This is a genomic window from Methanomassiliicoccales archaeon, from assembly GCA_038740345.1.
Taxonomy (GTDB): Archaea; Thermoplasmatota; Thermoplasmata; order Methanomassiliicoccales; family UBA472; genus JAJRAN01.
This window is the reverse complement of record JAVYMA010000001.1, coordinates 68,608-87,981: the sequence shown is the minus strand read 5'-3', so window position 1 is coordinate 87,981 and position 19,374 is coordinate 68,608. Positions and strand designations below refer to the sequence as shown.

Below are 19,374 nucleotides of genomic sequence, written 5' to 3'. Positions count from 1 at the left end.
AGTCATCGCCAGCGCCAGGGACATGGACGAAGTGCAACTGCAGAAGGTGGTTAGGGACGTGGCCCTGCGCCTTCCGAACACCCGCATTCGCTACACCGCTCGTGTTGATCCTACTTTGGGAGAAAAATTGAAAGTGGTGCTATTGCTGGGAATCGGCCCGAGCCGTCCTTAAGGTCCGTCCTTAAGGTATATCAATTATCTCCGAAGGAGCGCCTGCAAGCCTTACCAAGGCTTCCGCCTCCATGAAGTGCAGCTTGCCAGGTAGGACGAGGGTGTGCAATGGCGGCCCTAGATCCATGCTTTTCATGCTCGGCGCGAACCCGGCCACAAGCTTCTCCGTCGCCGACCCCACTCGGGCGCAGCCGACGATCAAGGTGGTATCTTTTATGAGTCCTCCCCTAAGCTTCTCTTCAGCTTCCATCAGCCAGCTCACACCCTCCATGGCGCTCATATAGCGGCCCTCGCTCTCCCTGATATCCAAGAGGATGAGGGAATGCAGCCCGCGCTTGGCATTCTCCAGGATGTGCTCATAGGGGCTCGAGGGCATGAATCCCTTTTCCTGGAAGGGCAGTGTCACCGTCCGCCCGAACTTGTAGGGTTGAAGCCCTAGTGCGGAGGCGCAGGCAGTGAATATAGAGATTCCATGGATCAGCCTGGTCGCGATGCCTAATTCAATGGCTCTGAGCCGTAGGTCCACATGTGTGGTTGCAGCCATGGTATCCCCGGCGGTCACGAAGGCCACCCGCTTCTCCTTTGCGGCCTCGAGGACCTCTTCCCCCTCCTCCACGTCTATTCTATCCAAGAGGCGGATGGGCCTACCGATGAGCTCCTCCAATGTAGTAACATCACTGTCGATGAGCCTTGAGGTGTAGAATTCGCCGAAGACCTCCTCGCAGGATCTTAGCTCTCGCAAAGCCCTCAGGCTCATATCCTCCACCCCTCCTAGCCCTAAACCGACAAATATCAATTCGCCCATGGCATCACCGTGCGCTCCCTCTGTCTCAAGGTGCCTAAGGGGAAAGGAGAAGAGATCCGTAAAAAGCTTTTAGAGAAGGGCCTACTGGATATAGCACTTAGGGTGAGGAGGGAGGGAGAAGCACTTCTCCTGCCCGTGATCTCCGATGAGGCACGAACGCTAGGCCATGAGGTCATTGAGGAGGAATTCGAATATATTGGAATGGCCCATTCTGACTATAAGGAATTGGTGGAGGTTCCAGAAGGATTGCGACCTCTTCTCCCCACCTCCTTCGATGTTATCGGTGATATAGCCATTATCAAACTACCTGAAGAGCTGCTCCCCTTCTCCCCTTCTATCGGAAAGGCTCTACGCGAATCGCTGCCTCACATTCGCACGGTAGCGGTGGACCAAGGCGTGAAGGGAGAGATGAGGGTGCGCCAGTTGGATGTAATCTCTGGGGGGCCAGGCACTGAGACGACTCATACTGAATATGGGATAAGGCTCCTCATCGACCCCGCTAAAGCATACTTCAATCCCCGCCTGTCCAATGAGCGTAAAAGAGTGGCCTCCATGGTCAGAGAAGGGGAGATAGTAGTGGACATGTTCGCTGGCGTTGGCCCTTTCGCAGTGATGATAGCCAAACACGCCAAGCCGGAGAAGGTATATGCCATCGACCTGAATCCCGCAGCTGTTTCCTACCTTAAGAAAAATATCGAGCTCAATAAAGTGCGAAATGTCGAAGCTAAAGAGGGGGATGCGCGTGAGATCATCAAGCAGCTGCCTTTGGCGGACCGCATCATCATGAATCTCCCCCATTCGGCATTGGAGTTCTTGCCGGCTGCGCTGATGCGCCTCAAGCTAGGTGGCATGATTCACTTGTATCATATTTGTTCTCGCTCCGAGGTGGAGGAAGCGGTTAAGAAACTACTCCAGAGCGCTTTAGGCATGGGGCATAGGGTGGAAGTTCTCAGGGCGGAGGAGCTCAAGACGTATTCTCCTAGCATGAGCGTCTATGCTATCGACTTACGCCTTGCGGAGAGGGTCTAGAGTTATCCCCCTCTGTCCTTGATAATTGCCCGAGCGTTTCTCATAGGTCCGTTCCACCTTCGAGCTCATGGTCTCGAAGCACATTTGCACGAAGCGAGCCCCGATAGGGACTTCGACCTCTTTGTCGGAAGCGTTGAATCCTGCGAAGGTTAGAGTTCCGTGAAAGCCAGCATCGATCTTGCCCAAGCCTACAAGCAAGCCTTTCCTTATCCACGAAGTCCTCGTCCATAGTTGAGCGGCGATGTTATCTGGCATCTCCACGAATTCTACAGTTGAGACATAGAACATGCTCCTAGGAGGTATCTTAGCTATTCCATCCTTGAACACCTTTCCTTCTGATGGCAATGAGAGCTCTGCCACGCGCAGGTCATAACCATTGGGGGTGAGAGACTCAGGGGAGTAGTCGCGTATGGTTAGCGTTCCATCCTTCAGCCGGCGCTCGATCTCATGGTCTGGCAATAGGCACATGTAATTGGAATCGTCATAAACATAAAGAAAGATTGTGAAGCTCTTCTGGACTTGATTCGGAAACAAGGCTTATCTCTAAGAAATAGGGCGAGGCGAACCGCTGATAAAATTGCCATCCATTTTAATATCGTCACGGCGGTCTGCGGCGATGACAAGAGTTATATTCCAGTCGATGGCTAATTATTTCATCCGAAACAAGGTGGGGGGGGGGGGGAGGGCCGATAAAATTCGGCGCTGCCGGTCTTCTTATCCTGTTTTGGAGGGAGGACAGTAAGGTATGATAATTGATGCTGAAAAGCTAAAGCAAGGTTTCAGCCTGCTGGTTTTCATAATGCTGATGATCACGGGGGCGCTGGCAATCATCGGAATACCGTCCCAAGCCCAGGCGTCGACTAATCTAGGTGATTCTGGCTTGGGTGTGGGCACCGCGCCATCAGCGCCTAGGGATTTGACGGTCGATCACGGTCCCGGATTCAACTGGTTGTGGTGGAGACATCCTGTAAGCCAAGGTTCGGAGCTCATTAAGCGATATGAGATTTGGCGCGGCGAAACCCCTGGTGGAGAGACGCTGCATGATTGGGTCTATGTTGGCTCTACATATTATGAAGGCACGTATCTGGGAGGATGGGAGTTCTACAATGATAGCACCGATGTGAATGTGGGGACTACGTATTATTACAAGATAAGAGCCGTCAGCGATGCTGGCAGCGGTCCCTTCTCGAGCGAGGTCTCCGCCACCCCCAGCTATATTGGGGATGTGCCATTGGCTCCTTCAGTGACAGGGCAGAATGGCATTTACTCGGCAGACGTCAGTTGGGACTGGCCTTCAGTGCCGGCTGGCAGTCCACCAGCCAGATTCTTCTTCACCTACCGCGACCCGCCTATCTTTTTCTCCGATACCTGGGATGAGTGGCTGCGTGACACCTCCGCATCGGATGAGGCCGGTTTTGACACAAGGGTGGGCTCATCCTATACTTACAGCGTCAGAGCAGTGAACACCTATGGTCAAGGGGATGAAGGCACAGTCACGGTCCTGATCCAGGGCACAGGAAATCTTCCCTCCGCACCTTTGAATCTCAATGGCTACGGCTTCAACAAATCCGTGATGTTGACCTGGAGCCGGCCTTCCAACCCTTCGGCCATAGGATTCGAAAGCTATGAGGTCTGGAGAGCGACGGCCTCTAATGGGCCCTTCACCAAGATTACGGAGCAGCTGACGTTGTGGGGATACGATGGCTTCTTCTTTGATGCGGGGCTCACGAACGGGGTCACCTATTGGTACAAGGTGAGAGCGAAGAACACCAATGGGGTGAGCGAGTTCTCCAACGTAATAGAAGCTACGCCTACGGAATTCAGCTTACCCTTCGAAGTTTCTCATTTGATGGCCTATCCCGGGAACAATCAAGTCCTCTTGATCTGGGGTTCTGCTTGGAACGCCACGGGTTATGACATTTACCGAGGCGAATCGTCGGGAGGAGAAGTTAAGATAGACCAGATCGCGGGCACTAATTACTACTTTGACACCTCAGCTTTGAATGGCCACACCTATTATTATTATGTCAAACCGAAGAGAGGGAGCTTCGTTGGCAACGCTTCCAACGAGGTTTCGGTCACACCCTCAGTGGGAGAGGTTCCTGGTCCACCAGTAGGCCTCGTGGCCACACCCGATGTCGAAGGTGCAATGCTTTATTTGCCGTCGCAGACCGTCACCTCCATTCTCATAGGATATGAGGTCTACCGAAATGGAACTGCTCCAGGCACATGGGATTTGGCAGAGGCGGTGGTGGATCTTTTCGCTGAGTATGGATTCTCATGGTGGGATTCAGGTAGAATCGACAGCATGAACTACCAATACAAAGTCAGGTTAAAGAATCTGTATGGGGTAGGGCCTTTCTCGGATGTAGTAACATCCTTCGGCAGTCCCACGGGTGAACGTCCTGATAGCGTGTCTGGACTTACTGCTACGGGAGGGCCGGGAAAAATCACTCTGCAGTGGCCCGCACCCTATTCTGGGACAGCTAGGCTCCTTTACTACAGGATTGAGAGGAATGACACGGGAGGTTCGTGGAATGTCCTGGGATATCTGGACGAGACTGCTTTGAATCTGGTCTACGAGGATGATAGCGCGATTCCTGGAGTCACGTACCGCTACCGCGTGCTAGCCATGAACAACTATGGGGATGCTGATGACTACTCAAACGAGGCATCGGCATCCGCTGCCACGCCTTCCTCGCCACCTAGCGCTCCTCTAGGGCTGAGCGCGCAAAGCTCTCTCGGACAAGTAATACTTACGTGGAACGCCCCTGCGAGCCAAGGCAGCTCACCGATAACAGGATACAAGATATTCCGCGGCACCACTCCTGGAGGACAAGGTGCGACCCCCATTGCCACCGTCAGCGCATCCACTCTGACCTATACTGACGTGGTGGCACCTGGTACTTATTATTATGTGGTCAAGGCAACGAATGCCGTGGGGGATAGCCCAGCTTCGAATGAGGCCTCGGGCTCCTCGCTCGCTGCACAGCCACCCTCAGCACCTACGAATCTCACTGCCACCGGGTACAATAGATATGTGGTATTGACGTGGAACGCCCCTTCCAGCAACGGCTCCTCAAGCATCTTGCGGTATGATGTGTTCCGTGGTCTGAGCGCCGATCGGATCGGCATTATCCCAATCGGTAACACACCAGCCAACAGCCTTACCTATAACGATACCATGGTCAGCAATGGCATAACCTATTATTATCAGGTCAAGGCGGTGAATAGCGAGGGTTCAAGCCCAGCATCGAATGTGGCTAGCGCCACTCCGACAGGACCCGCTGTGCCATCCGCTCCCAGAAACGTGGTAGCGGTAGGCCATGACGGATACGTCACAGTGACATGGGAACCACCCGCCAACCAAGGAAGCTCTCCCATCGTAGAATATCGCATATTCAGGAGCACCGTCTTCGGCATTATCGGAGATAATATAATGAGTGTAAACGCCAGCACGTTCAGCTGGAATGACGATGCAGTGACCAATGGGGTCACCTACTATTACGCCGTGAAGGCGGTGAATGAAGTGGGCGCCAGTCCAGAATCAGAGCAGGCCTCAGCCACTCCGTCTGAAACTGGTACAGCGCCAGGGGCTCCGACTGGACTGGTGGCCATGGGGCAAGTGGGAATGATAGTACTTACTTGGAATCCACCTTCTGATGCAGGTTCTGGAGTTACGGTGTATCAGATATTCAGGTCCATCACTCCTGGCGTATATGAAACGTTACCGTTTGCTTCGATCCCTATGGGGACATTAACATACACTGACTATACGGTGACTCCGGGCGTGACGTACTATTATAAGGTTAGGGCGTTCAATCCATTTGGCCTCGGCCCCTTCTCTAACGAGGTATTTGCGATTGCATCCCCTCCACCTTCAGTCACCCCTTCCTTCCCACAAAATCTTACGGCCACATCTGGGGAAGGGAAGGTCACTTTGGCATGGCAACCCCCCTCCTATGATGGAGGCTCTCCAATAACGGGGTATCAGGTCTATCGCAGACAGGGCTCAGGGACGCCCACGCTCTTAGCCACTCTGGGTCCTGATGTCCTCACCTATGAGGACACCACAGCCACGGCTGGCATAACCTATACATATTGGGTGGTAGCGACTAATGCCAACGGCGCGGGAGAGTTGTCAGCAGAGGTCAATGCCTTTCCGCAAGAGCCAGGTGGGACCACGGGAGGGGGCATGGACATGACAATGTTGCTAGTGATAGGGGTGGTAGTGATAGTGGTTGTGCTGGCCGCCCTAACGCTCCTGATGCGGAAGAGAAAGTGAGCCGCGCCCCAAACCTCTTTTCATTTTTTGCAAACACATGAATTATGCTTTATGCTCCACATGAGACTTTCTTCAAGGTCAGCCCTTCAAAAACAATATATATTCTGAGTGGCATGGGTTAGTAAGTTGGATGATATATCCAACTTATTTCCTGATTGAGGTTCTCTAACGGGAGGAGGAGAAATGAAACTCGATAAGCGTAAGAAGATTGTGGTGGCCTTGATAGTGGTGATCTTAGTATCAATTCCTCTGATCGCCTTCTTGGCACTCAACCAGCTTAAAAACGAAGGCCCAGAAGGCCTGATATCAGCGGACGCTTTGGGGCGGACAGTAACTGTGGACTCGTATTCTAGGATAGTTTCCTGCGCACCTGACATAACCGAACTGGTATGTGCCATGGGCAAAGGGGCCAATCTGGTAGGGGTGACTACCTATTGCGATTATCCCCAGGAAGTGGTGGATCGCAAGAGTGCTGGCACCCTAGTTGAGATCGGAGGCTATTGGACGCCTTCGCTAGAGAGCATCGTAGAAGCTGAGCCCACTCTTATTCTGATAAGCTCAGGTGTACAAGCTCATACAGATCTCTTGCCTCAGATGGAGAGTCTCAACCTCACGGTGGTGGCATTGTACCCTGGCAAGAACATGACCGAAGTGGCACAGAACATCAGGTTGATGGGAATCATGTTCAGGGATGAACAGAAGGCCGAGGAGATTTTGAGCGAGATGGAAGAGATTTTGGCCAACATCAGGGCAATAACCACCGTGCAGCCGGTGAAGCCTAAGGTCCTGTTCGCTCTCTGGCTGGATCCTGTGTATACCACTGGTGGATCCACCTACGTGGACGAAATCATATCCATGGCCGGCGGAAGGAACGTATTTGGTGATTTGAATGGATGGCCACAGCCCTCCATGGAGCAGATAATCGAAGCCTCGCCTGATGTGATAATAGTCTCTGGCACCATGATGATGCAGACCCCGCAACAGATAATCGAAGGGCTGGAGAACGACAGCTTCTGGAGCACGATACCGGCGGTACAGAATCATCGAGTCTATGTGGTGGTCAATCAAGCGGAGAACACCTTCCTGCGCCAGGGAGTAAGGATGGTAGAGGCCACCCAGCTGCTTGCAGAGATTCTCTACCCTGACGAATTCGACGTTCAAGTCCCGAACGTTATTGGGAACGAGTATCATGAATATCTGAAGGACATGACGGGTCTGGGGAAGGCGCTGGTATTAAGACACGTCATCTCATCAGGAGGCGCCTGAAGGCGAGTGATGATGGAGGGTTCCGCCACACAAAGGGCGAGAAGGAGACTGGGTCTGATATTGATCGCAGGCTCAGTCTCACTCTTCGCTCTTGTGATAGTCTACGTCTCGCTGGGGCAGGTCAAATTAAACTTCCTGGAGTCCATGAGTGCTCTGATCGGCTACATCTCCAAATTCGGACAGCCCACCTCCAGCCTGACCAAGGCGGAGATGATAGTGGGCCATATCCGCCTGCCTAGGTCTATCGCAGTGATAGGCGTGGGAATCGGTTTGGCCATTGCTGGAGCCATCATGCAGGCCATGATCCGCAACCCTCTGGTGGATCCTTATATAACTGGCGTATCCTCCGGTGCGGCGGTGGGAGCCACCTTGGCCATGCTATTCGGCATCACGGCCGTGGGATTGCTCGCCTTCGCCATTCCCGTCGCCGCCTTCCTCGGTGCCCTGATGGCCTTCGCCTTCACCATGACTTTGGCCGAAGCTTCGGGCGGAAGGGCCCTCAATTATGTTCTGGCAGGTGTGGTCACCGGCACGGCCCTGGCTTCCTTGGTCACGCTCATCCTCTCCATGTCCCCAGATAGGCTTCATGGTCCGATATTCTGGATGTGGGGGTCGTTCAACGGAGTCGATTGGACTCAATCCATTTTGATCATAATACCCACCATGGTCATGACGGCCATCGCTCTACTTTACGCAAGGGAACTGAATGTGGTGCTGTTAGGGCATGAGCAGGCCTATCAACTAGGCATCGATTCGCAGCGCTTTCGGCGCTGGATGATGGTGATCTCCTGCATGCTCACGGCGGTAGCAGTGGCCTTCGTGGGCATCATTGGCTTCTTGGGACTGATAGTGCCTCACATATCTCGCATAATTGTAGGGGGGGATCATCGCCTCCTTCTACCTGCTTCCATCATCATCGGCGCGAACGTTCTCCTGCTGGCAGATATAGTTTCTCGCACGGTAATGGCAGCGGAATTGCCCGTGGGCGCGATAATCTCACTCATAGGTGCCCCGTTCTTCGGGTATCTTTTAGTGAGAAGGGGGCGAGAGTATGCCGGATGAAGGCCTCATCATAAGGATCGAGGGCATCGAATTCAGATACGATGCGTCCAACACTTTGAACGGGGTGACTTTTCAGGCGCGACCGGGAGAATTCCTGGGCCTCATTGGCCCGAATGGGTCAGGGAAGACGACCTTGCTGCGCTGTATAAATGGCTTGCTTAAACCTCAGAAAGGCGTGATATTCTTGGATGGTAGGCAGGTCAGCAAGATGAGGCTAGAGGAGATAGCCTTGGTATGTGCTGGCGTCCCTACCGACATCCCTGATGATTTCAACATCTCAGTGGAAGAATATGTCTTCCTTGGTCGCTACCCTCACATCAAGAACATATGGTGGGAGGAGAAAAGGGACGAGGAGCAGGTGGAGAAGGCCATCGAATGCTTTGAGCTGGAGCATCTGAGGCGGCGTAAACTTTTCGAGGTCAGTAGCGGGGAAAAAGAGCGCGTGCTCTTGGCCAAGGCTGTGGTCCAAGAGCCCAGGGTGATGCTGGTGGACGAGCCCTCGGCCCATCTGGACCTCAAGTTCAAGCTGGAGGTCATGGAGCGATTGCATGAACTGTCCCGGCGTGGAATCACCGTCATCGTAGCTTCTCACGACATCAATCTGTTGATAAAATACTGCGACAGGGTGATTATAATGAAGAAGGGGAGCATCGTCACCTGTGGCGATCCACATGAGGTGATGACGGAAGAGCTCATCAGGGATGTGTACGAGGTGGAGGCAGCGGTGATGCGCGTCGATGGGGAAATCTACGCTGTCCCGAAAAGGCCGGTGAAGGGAGGAGATGGATGCGCCCTCGGGAGCTGATGCGGAGTGAATTGAGCCTTATCGATCGACCAGCGCATGGAGGTGAGGGCTGGCGCTGGGGCAAGGTTGAGGACTTCTCCGCTAACCTGAACCCCCTGGGGCCACCAGAGGGTTTACAGGATGTCGTAAGGACCGCCTCTGATAGTCTAGATCATTATCCTGACGATACCTGTGCTGAATTCAAGGAAGCCCTGGCCTCACATTATTCTCTGGGCACGGAGAATTTTCTAGCGGGTGCGGGGTCCAGCGAGATCATCAGGCTCTTTGCTGAGGTTTTCATTGAGAAAGGGGATACGGCAGTCATCCCCCACCCTACGTTCATGGAGTATTCCTTCGCCTGCAAGCTGATGGGGGGCAAAATCGTACCTTTCGTATTGAATAATGGTTCATTTTATATTGATGTTGATGTTTTGCTCACAACAATAGGTTCCGGTGTTAAAGCCGTATACCTATGCACCCCTAACAACCCCACGGGGGTGGCTACCCGCCGCGCGGATATCCTCAGGTTATCGAGGGCGTTGGAGGAGATGGGGGTCCTCCTCTTCCTCGATGAGACCTTGTTGGAGTTGATGCCTGAGGAAACAGACCTGACCTGTGTCCGCGAGGTCCGGAGCCACCCCAATCTTCTCATCATACGCTCCTTGACCAAATCCTTCGCCGTGCCAGGTCTTCGCTCTGGCTATGCCGTGGCTCATGAGGAAATGATATCCTGCCTAGAAACAGGCCGACAGAGTTGGAACTTAGGGACCATCGAGCAGAAAGCATCCGCCTGGCTAGTCCGAGAATGTCAAGGCCATGTGCGTCGCGCGGCTGAAATACTCAGAGCAGAAAAGGAGAAGGTGTATGCACACCTGAGAAACAATCTTGGTATGGAATTGCACCGTCCAGATGCCTTCTTCTTCTTTATCAACGTGGGTCAAGCAGGGTATGATGGAGCATCCTTCCGAAAGCAGATGCTGAGGCATGGCGTTTTGGTGAGAGACTGTCGCTCTTTCGGATCCCCCTTCGAGAGCTATGTGCGGTTCTGCGTGAAAACGCCTGAGAAGGATGAGGCGCTGATTCGCGCTCTCGATCTATCATTGAAGGCCAAGGGGTGAGCCGACGCAGGACACGCTAATAATTTATGGCTTAATCATCGCCTTAGGCGCAATTGTATTGGACTTGTCTCTGGGGGATCCTCCTAATAAGGTTCATCCTGTGGCTTGGATGGGGCGGTTGATAGGATTTCTGGATAACAGGATCAGAAGGACAGGCCGAGTTGTGCGGGACCGCAGCCTGGGTGCGGCAATGGCGCTAGCGGCCCTCATGCCATTCTTCTTGCTGTATACTTTATTCTTGGGTTTGGTGCGAATTCTCTTCGGCTTATTGATTTGGGCCCTGGTTGGCGCGGTGGCCCTGAAATCCCTCTTCGCCATACGCACCCTGGAGGAGCATGTGAGACCGGTCATCCAGTCGCTTGAATCAGGTGACATGGAGACCGCGCGCAGCAAAGTTCAGATGGTGGTCTCACGCGACACCTCTAAGTTAGACGAGGGACACTTGGCTTCCTGCGCTTTGGAGACCGTGGCGGAGAATGCGGTGGACTCTGTATTCTCGCCCCTTCTTTTCCTGGGAATGGCAGGCATACCCGGTGTGGTGCTCTACCGCGTCTCTAACACCCTCGATGCCATGGTAGGGTATCTAAGCCCCAGGCACAAGGAAGTGGGATGGTTCTCGGCTAAGTTGGATGACCTCCTTAACTTCGTTGCCGCTAGGTTATCGATACCCTTCATCCTGCTGGGTCTGGCGGCCATGGGCCGAGATTGGAGGGAGGCTCTAAGGGTTGCTAAGCGGGATCATTCAAAAACCTCCTCGCCAAACAAGGGCTGGCCCATGGCCGCTTTCGCTGGTGGGCTGGGAGTGAGATTGGAAAAGATCGGCTACTATACCTTCGGGGATGGTTCCCTTCCTAGCCCTCGAAGCATAGAGGATGCGGTGCTGCTGATGAAGGGCTCCTCCCTCCTCTTCTTCGTGCTCTTCGCTCTTCCTTTGTTCCTCATCATAGGCATCAATGTCCAGATTTTATTAGAGGACCTGCTCATGCAGTGGCTGTAGGTGATGAGAAGATGAGCGATTTAGGGGTCAAGGTGGAGCTCAGGACGTTAGGGAAAAATCATTTTGCCATCATTCGCTTGCCTGGAAAAATGAAAGTATTGGCTTCCACCATGCGCAACGGTGGTTTCGCGGAGACGGATACCATACTTATGATGCAAGTGGAGGAAGGTTATGACCACCACGACCCCGAAGCGGACATGGCCGAGAAATTGGAACTTCTTGGTCTAGAGGAGCATACCGTAGGGTTCATGACCGCCGCCTGGATACACAGGGCCTTGACTAAGGCGGAGGTAGAGTATCATGGGGTGAAGGCTGTGGCGGTGGTGACTGCTGGTGTGGTTAACGCGGTGATGGCGGGTGAGCTGCTGCCTGAGTCTATCATAAGAAAACTGACAAAACCTGGCACTATCAACACGGTGGTGGTGGTCGATGTTCCCCTGGAAGCCGCTGGCTTCGCCAATGCCATAATCACGGCCACGGAGGCCAAGAGCGCGGCCATGTTCGATCGGGGCATAAGGGGAACAGGAACGACCAGCGATGCGGTGGCCATATGCGCCCCCCATGGCAAAGGCACCAAGTACGCTGGCACCGCCACGGATGTGGGTATAGCCATAGCTCGTGCGGTGAGGCAAGCTACAGCCCGATCTATTGGAAAATGGTTCGAGGCCAATCCCCCGTTCGACCTGCTATCCATGCTGGAGAGGAAAGGTGTAGGCATGGAAGAGCTGTGGAGCACGGCTCAGGAGCTGTATTGCCCCAACCCAGAATGGGATGTGGGGGAGATACGCAGGAGATTCATTGAGCATATTGAGATGCTCAGGAACGATGTGAACGTGAATTGCATGGTGCAGGCCGCGGTGCTGTTGGAGGAGGAAGGGAATCGCGATAACATACATGGCCTGATGAAGGGCGAGTTCCACAAGGACCCCGTCCATCTGGTGGCTGACGAAATGCTGGGGATCGCTCTCTCTGAGTATATAGCAGGGACGCGAGCTCTCTTCGAGTACACCCGTTATGACAAGAAAAAGCCTGGCGTGCTAAAGAAATTAGGGCCTTTTTTGGATGATATAGTAGCCGCGCTCATCGGGGGCACCATGTCTAAGATATACACCGATCTACTGGGGGCGGGAAGATAGGTCTGAGGGGAATAATCAAAGCCCAATTCTCCCTATTCACCATTCTTCCAGCCCATTGTGGCACAAAGGAGATAGAGGCTCTCTCCCGTCACTTTTATTTGATACCCATCATCGGCGCCTTCTTCGGTCTGGTGGCCGGTGGCCTTTTCCTACTGAGCAACCACTTCCTCAGTGGACTAATGGCTGCTGTGCTGACCTTGCTTCTCGTCCATGCTCTCAACCGCTTCCTGCACATAGATGGCTTGAGCGACTTAGGAGACGGGCTGCTGGCAGGAGGAGGAAGGGAGAAGAAGGTGGCGGTCATGAAGGATTCGCGTTCGGGAGCAGGCGGTATTGCCTATGTGCTGTTCTTCGAGCTGTTAGCTGTGGCATCATTGGCAGCGGTAGGCGAAGAGGACAAGGCGCTTTGGTTCTTGGCCCCATTCGTAACTGAGGTGCTGTGCAAGAACGCCGTCGTGGCCTGCGCTGCCAGCGGACGGCCTGTAGAGGGTCTAGGAGGGCTTTTCGTGAGGAATACCAAGGGCTGGGCGCCACTCTTGTCCACCATCCTCTCCCTGATCATAATCCTTCCTCTGGCTGTATCAATATCGCCCCTCTGGGGTTGCGAGTGCCCCTTCCAAATGCTGGTCATCATCTTTTCCATGGTTCTGGCCAGTCTGATGTCTGGTTTGATTATGGCGAAGGTAGCCATGCGCAATTTCGCTATGGTGAATGGGGATGTGTTGGGTGCGACCAACGAGATTGCCCGCCCGGTCATCCTGATAATCTTGTTAGTGGTGTTGCGATGCTTCGAGTTAGTGCAGTGGTGACTGCTGGTGGAAAGGGGACAAGGATTGCGGAGTTGCGGCAGGAGAAGCCTTTGATACAGATAATGGGCAGGCCGATGATCGATTATGTGTTGGAGGCACTAAAGGGCTCCAAGGAGGTATCGGAGGTAGTGGTCTCGGTCAGTTCCAGTACTCCCATGACCGAGGAGCATGTGCAGCGGCAGGGGTATCGCTTCGTGCGCACCCCTGGAGCGGGATATGTGGAGGACCTGCGCTACGCCATGTACCTACTCTCCACACCTTATGTGTTGGTAGTACCGGCAGATATGCCCTTGCTGCGCTCTAGCTCCATAGACAAAGTGGTCACGGCCTTCTATCGCTCTAAGAAGTCCTCCATAGTGGTCGGGGTCCCGGAGAGCCTCTTTCGCGAACTGAATCAAGGAGCGGAGCCTACGGTGGTCATGAACATGAATAATGAGAGAGCCGTTCCCTGCGGCATAAGCATCGTGGATCGCGATCTGATGTTACGCGGTGAATACCTGGACGAGGCTTATATGGTGACGGAGCTGGTGGACTTCGCTATAAACGTGAACACTGTGGAGCAACTGCATCAGGCCGAGAGAGTGTTGGTCTGTCGCTAAGAATAGAACCCTTTGCAATTCTCCGCCTTTGCCAAGGCGTTGTTCAACACATGCGCGTCGAATGTTAGTCCATTTTCCCACTATAAATCAGATCCGACGTTCCCGAATCATGTCATTCAGGTCAGGAAGCAGGGGTGGATGAAGAACATAACTTTGCAGGTTGCTCCTTTGCGTAGTAAAACAAAAAAAGTGCTTTAGGTTCGATGAATAATACTTGTTCTTAGCTCATCTCTAACAATCTATCAAATCCTCTTCCAGGCACTTGCCTAAAGACAAAAGTTCTCGAATGGCCGATATCGTAAAAGTGACCAGAGAAAACATACCCCTAGCACTAAAATTCAAGATCGTGATTCATGATCGATGTGAAGAACTCAAGCACATTGAATGAGCAGGAGGGAGAAAGCACCATCAGCCCTTATTCTTTAGACCTATGAGTGAGTTGTTGATATTCTCGATCACCAGCAAAGCACAATGATCAATATTTCTTCGCATTCCCCCCTCGATTGCACTCTACCATCACACTCCAAGGAGATTTCGGCGACTTTTCCCCCTCATGTTCGAGGTCAAGAAGTAAACGCAACCAGACGGAATGCTTTGCGGTTGGACTCGGAACCACGGTTACTTCCTGATCATCAACCGTTCATAGGTAGCATCGATATCGGTCAGCATGGTCTTGGCGTCTACAGCCCCTTTCGTACTTGCCATAGCAGCGATGGTCGAGCCCCCTGCTCCTACGCCCTCCTTCACCAGACCTGTCTCGTATATCCTAAGACCCTCGAACCTAGAATTCGAGAAGTCCAGATTGGCAGCGATCACCGGGACCTCACCAATCTGCTTGACCAGGTCGACTATCGAGGAATTCTTGTCCTCGCATATCCACCGAGTGGTCCCAATGGCCAGACTCCTCATGCTTTTGGGCTCCATTCCCTTGACAATGGCCAGGACCGCAGCCATCTGCGTGCCTCCAGCCAAAAGCACTGGCACCTTCTTGGCCGCGCCGGCGATTACCCCCGCCGCGGCTGGCATCATGGGGTCTCCCACTGCGGCGATGGCTGTCATGGGGTCCTTCCTAAGCTCCTCCCTGCTCTTCCTTGAGTTAGCGATGCCCTCTCTCACCACTCGAATCTTCAGCTCATGCGGGTTCTCAGGGAGCGTGGATGAGACCTTCCCATCGGCGTCATATCCTAGAGCTGTAAGGACTCCCAGGGCCGTGGTGGTGCCTCCCGCTATGGACTCCCCTACCACCAGATAGGAGGAGATGGAGGCCAACTGTTCCCCTATCACCACTGCGCGCTCGTATACCTTAAAGGGGTCTTCCACGGCTTTCCCAGTACGTATATCCTTGCCGGCCTTCCCATCCAATGAGAAATAGGGTGCGTTGGGGAGGATATTAGCCCCTCCCACAACGGCGAAGATGGGCATTGAGCCAAGCTTGGTGGCGGAGACGGTTATGAGGCCGGGGGTGGGAATGCCATTAGGAGTCACGGGCACGCCGTTGATGCATTTGCACCAACCGAAGTAGAGCAGCTCGACATCCGCCGCAGGAGTGTAATCGGTAATGGCTGGATTAGCTCCAGCGGCAGAGATGCCAGGGATCTTGCCCGTTTCAGTGTTGCCTATGGCGCAGAGAAATGTGGCCTTCTTGCCCCAAATCTTCTCTATAAACTCCTTGCCCTTGGCTTTCTCATGTACCAGGATAATATCTTCAGGAATGTCGAAACTCATCCGCTCGCCTCAATTGGATTATACATCCAACTATGCTATACCTCATATTCAACCTTTGCGCAAGCGAAGGGCCATCTGGCTAAGAAGATTTGGCATGATAGGAATCATTGATACTTATATTGCCGCTAATCTTCCAATAGGTGGGGAAGAAGCTGAGATAAGGCGATGAATCTCTCCTCATTCTCCGCGAACTTGCGGGAACATTTCGAAAGGCTCGCGCTCCCTTTGGCGAAAGGCACCCTCATGACCAGATGCTGACCAGTAAGTGAGGAGGTGCCATGATCAACGATGAGCGCGACCTCATGAGCACTAAGCTTTTTAGCAGATTCACGAAGAAGCACATCCACATCCTCCAGGATAAGCATCTTCTCCATGGCGTCCTTTTGGTGCGAGATGTCATCTATTTCCTCGATGTGAAGGAACACATCATTGCATTTGAGCTGAGACAGGGCTAATTTGAACCCTTCTTTGTAATTACTCACCTCGTTAGTACCGAGATCAAAGAGTGCAGCAACTCCATTAACGGAGGGGCTTTTCGAGAAGAAGGTAATGTCTTTGGCGCATGGATGTGGTTTCCTATTTATCTCCGAACTGATTCTTCCCCCTCCCCAAGGCATCACCACCATCCCACCATTGGCCGATACCATGCCCCTTATGAAAGGATCAAGCTCGCCGAAATCAGCTCTTTCAAGGTCCACATCCTCTGGAGGGAAGGGAAAATCCTCCACGTGATCGGAGCGAACAGTCAGGATGCCCTTGCCTGGACAATAGAAATTGATCCTAGGGTTCAGGTGCTCAATCGCTGCCATATGGCGCTTCGCGGCCAAGCGCAGCTTGGTATCTTGCTCGCAGGAAAGGCCGTAGACCCATTCGACCCTTCTACCATTTAGCCTCGCTGGGCTTAGGCGATAGGCCACCTCTCCTTCCTTCAGCTTCATCCCGTATCCCAATGCCTCGATCACGCCTCTTGGCACTTCCATCTGGCGACCGGAGACGAACTCCAGCATGAAAAGGTGAGTATAGGCGCGCGCCTCGGTGCAACCCAACTCTCCATGGCTGGCCAAGGAATCCATGAACTTCTTGTCCAATGCCTGCAGCGGCGTCTGATGCCCTAGGTCAGGTATGCGCTCGTCGGCGGCTCCATCGAGGAGGATGATCAAAGTACTCATTTGGAAAGCACGTCCCGTTCCATGGAATCCATTATTTGATATTTACTCTCTCTCACTCATCTTCATCCATCATTGATACGCTATAAGCATTGCCAGATAGACGAGGTACAAGGCGATCAAAGCCATTCCGGCCTTCCGACCTATGGCATTCTTGGTATAGATTATCAGGATGGTCAAGCCCATGAAAGTGATCATAGGAAGAACGCCCGTGATGAGCACGGAATATGGCACATCGATTCGGCCAGATACCACTGCACCAGCTCCCAGGACGACCAATGTGTTGAAGGTGATGGTGCCCAACAAATTCCCCACTGCCAAATCGGGGCGCTTCCTCAAGGCGGAGAGCACGGCCACGGTGAACTCGGGCAGAGTCGTGCCGAAGGAAACGAGGGTTATTCCTATCAGAACTTCTGTTATTCCCAACTCTCGCGCCAAACCCTCCGCGCCATCGATGGCGATCTGTGCGCCTAGCAGGAGAAGGAAGAGCCCGATGAGGATAAGAATGATACCCCTTCCTCTCCCCCCTTTCTTAGCCTCCATGTCCTCGAATTGGCAGGTCACATCCTTTGAGGGATGGCATCTTTCCAAGCCACGCAAAAGAAGGAAGAGATATACTGCGAAGGCGGTTAGCATCAGAAAGCCACCCCACCATTCAATACCGCCCAGGAGAGAGAAGGCGAATAGCATCAGCACGCCAGTTACGGCGGCCAGCCCTTCTTTCCTTATGATGTCGAATTCGACGACCACCGTCATGATGATGGCCGAAGCAGCGATGACGAAAGTTACATTCCCGATATTGGAGCCGATAATGTTACCGAGCGAGACCGATCCCAGACCTTCCGCATTTGCCAGCAATCCCAGCGCCAATTCTGGAGAAGAGGTTCCGAAGCCCATTATGGTAAGCCCAATGATCATAGGTCTGACACCCAATATTGCGGCCAATTGAGAAGCTCCCTCTACTAGCCAACGTCCACCTAAATATATCGAGATGAGTCCGCCTAGAAGCATAAGGCCTTGCTCAAGCACAGCTGGGGATTAGATCACCGACGATTTAACTTCTGCCCGCCAATCCTTGATGATGCTTCACTTCTGACATCTTTCGATGCCTATTGAGGATGTCACCTCTCTTCCTTCCTTGAAGCCAAGCCTCTATGCCACGGAAGAACTCGCCCAAGCTCGGCCTAAGGGCTCCTCTGTCATGGCCATAAGGATGTCCTTTGGTCCCGAGCAAAGCTTTCGCCAAGGGCCGAGTAATCCATCCATAGATGCCTTTGGCGTCATGAAAAAAGGAACCGCGTCTCAGGCTAAAGTTGAATTGAAGAGGCGTAAAGTAAAAGCCCTAGGCCTGGACTCTCGCACGAAGCACCTGATTGCGTTTTAAAATGACGCAAGTGGCTCATCTTCTTCTAAGGGATTCTCGGCGCATGCCTACAAGGATGAGCAATATAGAGCCCAGAACGATAGCCATCATGACCAGCGCCCAGACGACGACGGGATCTACCTTCACCCTCTGCGCTTCGATGAAACCTAGGTCAAGGGTGCTGGAGGGAGTCAACGTCACGTTCATCCTGACCGTTAAAATGCCTTTGCCAGAAATCTCTAGCTCATATCGGCCCTGAGGCGCCGTGAGGCTAAAGCTGCCCCAGGCATCGGTGGTGGTATTGGCCACCTCTTCCCCAGCGGATAGAAGCTTCACCGTGGCGCCGCTTAAGCTTCGGTTGCGCTCATCCCTGAGAACGCCTATTATCGTGCCCTCATCGGTGACACGGAAGCTCCACCCCTCCTCCACCAAATCATTGCCAGCCAGATCCTTTCCGCTCACACTCACGAAATAGACTTTTCCTGGCGTCAAAGGCTCATAGGGGCTGAGAACCAAGCCTCGCACCCCCCACGTCACCGACCCCTCCACGCCCTCAACTATCACGGAACTTTGCTCCATCTCCTCGGAGAAGGATATCATAATCTCCGCGTTGGCGGGAACCATCTCTCCCGTGGGGGAGCGCGAGATTATGGTGGGAGGAACGGTGTCGATGAAGAATCGCACTTGCGCCTGGTGCAGCGTTCCAAGCTCGCCCAGAGCCTGCACCTGGACCAAATGCCATCCGTCTTCCAATCCTTTCAGCGCCAAGCTGTCGGAGGACCAATTGACGATTAATGGTCCGCCATCGATGCTGATCTCGAAGGTGAACCTCTCGGGAGTGGGCGAATGGAACGACCATTTTACGGTCACGGAATTGACGTTCAGGCGCGTGCCGTTCAAAGGCTGGGTTATGATCAATCCTCCATCCGTCATCTTATTCGAAGCAGGGGAGGTGGAAGCGAAGGATGCGGAGGCTGCGAAGAAGGGCAGTACAAGCGCGGAGATGATGAGTATGGCAGTAAGGAGGTGGAAGGAATGGGCGCTTCTCATTTTGACCAA

Annotated in this window: 17 protein-coding genes; 11 read left to right on the top strand and 6 right to left on the bottom strand. The window is 53.3% G+C overall.

Annotated elements, in window-relative coordinates; genetic code table 11:
* Positions 1–181: 181 nt before the first annotated feature.
* Positions 182–976, bottom strand: a complete 795-nt coding sequence (gene dph5, locus QW520_00450) for a diphthine synthase (GenBank protein MEM0448282.1) — start codon at positions 974–976, stop codon at positions 182–184.
* Between the two features lie 9 nt (positions 977–985).
* Here dph5 and QW520_00445 point away from each other — a divergent pair, with 9 nt between their 5' ends.
* Positions 986–2,005, top strand: coding sequence for a class I SAM-dependent methyltransferase family protein (locus QW520_00445; GenBank protein MEM0448281.1), 1,020 nt, complete (start codon positions 986–988; stop codon positions 2,003–2,005).
* On the opposite strand, the gene dcd is transcribed toward QW520_00445, so the two are convergent.
* Positions 1,982–2,473, bottom strand: a complete 492-nt coding sequence (gene dcd, locus QW520_00440) for a dCTP deaminase (protein ID MEM0448280.1) — start codon at positions 2,471–2,473, stop codon at positions 1,982–1,984. The genes QW520_00445 and dcd overlap by 24 nt on opposite strands.
* 277 nt (positions 2,474–2,750) lie before the next feature.
* On the opposite strand from dcd, the gene QW520_00435 reads away from it, so the two are divergent.
* The 9 genes from QW520_00435 (at position 2,751) to QW520_00395 (ending at position 14,061) form a co-directional block, all read left to right on the top strand.
* The gene (locus QW520_00435) at positions 2,751–6,290 is read left to right on the top strand and encodes a fibronectin type III domain-containing protein (GenBank protein MEM0448279.1); all 3,540 of its coding nucleotides are present in this window, start codon (positions 2,751–2,753) and stop codon (positions 6,288–6,290) included.
* 183 nt (positions 6,291–6,473) lie between these two features.
* On the top strand, positions 6,474–7,556 hold the full coding sequence (locus QW520_00430) for an ABC transporter substrate-binding protein (GenBank protein ID MEM0448278.1): 1,083 nt from the start codon (positions 6,474–6,476) through the stop codon (positions 7,554–7,556).
* A 9-nt stretch (positions 7,557–7,565) separates the two neighbouring features.
* A complete protein-coding gene (locus tag QW520_00425) occupies positions 7,566–8,618 on the top strand; it encodes an iron ABC transporter permease (protein MEM0448277.1) in 1,053 nt (350 codons plus the stop codon).
* The gene (locus QW520_00420; GenBank protein MEM0448276.1) at positions 8,608–9,423 is read left to right on the top strand and encodes an ABC transporter ATP-binding protein; all 816 of its coding nucleotides are present in this window, start codon (positions 8,608–8,610) and stop codon (positions 9,421–9,423) included. Before QW520_00425 ends, QW520_00420 begins: the two co-directional genes overlap by 11 nt.
* On the top strand, positions 9,405–10,520 hold the full coding sequence (locus tag QW520_00415) for a histidinol-phosphate transaminase (protein ID MEM0448275.1): 1,116 nt from the start codon (positions 9,405–9,407) through the stop codon (positions 10,518–10,520). Before QW520_00420 ends, QW520_00415 begins: the two co-directional genes overlap by 19 nt.
* 19 nt (positions 10,521–10,539) lie before the next feature.
* On the top strand, positions 10,540–11,517 hold the full coding sequence (locus QW520_00410) for a cobalamin biosynthesis protein (protein MEM0448274.1): 978 nt from the start codon (positions 10,540–10,542) through the stop codon (positions 11,515–11,517).
* Positions 11,508–12,653, top strand: coding sequence for a bifunctional adenosylcobinamide hydrolase/alpha-ribazole phosphatase CbiS (gene cbiS / locus QW520_00405; GenBank protein ID MEM0448273.1), 1,146 nt, complete (start codon positions 11,508–11,510; stop codon positions 12,651–12,653). Before QW520_00410 ends, cbiS begins: the two co-directional genes overlap by 10 nt.
* Positions 12,623–13,462 carry an adenosylcobinamide-GDP ribazoletransferase gene (gene cobS / locus QW520_00400; GenBank protein MEM0448272.1) on the top strand — a complete coding sequence of 280 codons (840 nt, stop codon included), beginning with the start codon at positions 12,623–12,625 and terminating at the stop codon, positions 13,460–13,462. Before cbiS ends, cobS begins: the two co-directional genes overlap by 31 nt.
* Positions 13,438–14,061, top strand: coding sequence for an NTP transferase domain-containing protein (locus QW520_00395; protein ID MEM0448271.1), 624 nt, complete (start codon positions 13,438–13,440; stop codon positions 14,059–14,061). The genes cobS and QW520_00395 overlap by 25 nt, the downstream gene beginning before the upstream one ends.
* Before the next feature lie 618 nt (positions 14,062–14,679).
* Here QW520_00395 and QW520_00390 read toward each other — a convergent pair.
* From QW520_00390 to QW520_00380, 3 genes are all read right to left on the bottom strand, one after another.
* A complete protein-coding gene (locus QW520_00390) occupies positions 14,680–15,786 on the bottom strand; it encodes a TIGR00303 family protein (protein MEM0448270.1) in 1,107 nt (368 codons plus the stop codon).
* A gap of 125 nt (positions 15,787–15,911) precedes the next feature.
* Entirely contained in the window at positions 15,912–16,955 is a 1,044-nt protein-coding gene (locus QW520_00385; GenBank protein ID MEM0448269.1) for a hypothetical protein, read from the bottom strand.
* A 69-nt stretch (positions 16,956–17,024) separates the two neighbouring features.
* Positions 17,025–17,981, bottom strand: a complete 957-nt coding sequence (locus QW520_00380; GenBank protein ID MEM0448268.1) for a calcium/sodium antiporter — start codon at positions 17,979–17,981, stop codon at positions 17,025–17,027.
* 76 nt (positions 17,982–18,057) lie between these two features.
* Here QW520_00380 and QW520_00375 point away from each other — a divergent pair, with 76 nt between their 5' ends.
* Positions 18,058–18,336: a hypothetical protein gene (locus QW520_00375; GenBank protein MEM0448267.1), complete on the top strand. Its 279-nt coding sequence runs from the start codon at positions 18,058–18,060 to the stop codon at positions 18,334–18,336.
* Between the two features lie 15 nt (positions 18,337–18,351).
* Here QW520_00375 and QW520_00370 read toward each other — a convergent pair whose 3' ends face one another.
* A complete protein-coding gene (locus QW520_00370) occupies positions 18,352–19,365 on the bottom strand; it encodes an Ig-like domain-containing protein (protein ID MEM0448266.1) in 1,014 nt (337 codons plus the stop codon).
* Between the last annotated feature and the right edge of the window lie 9 nt (positions 19,366–19,374).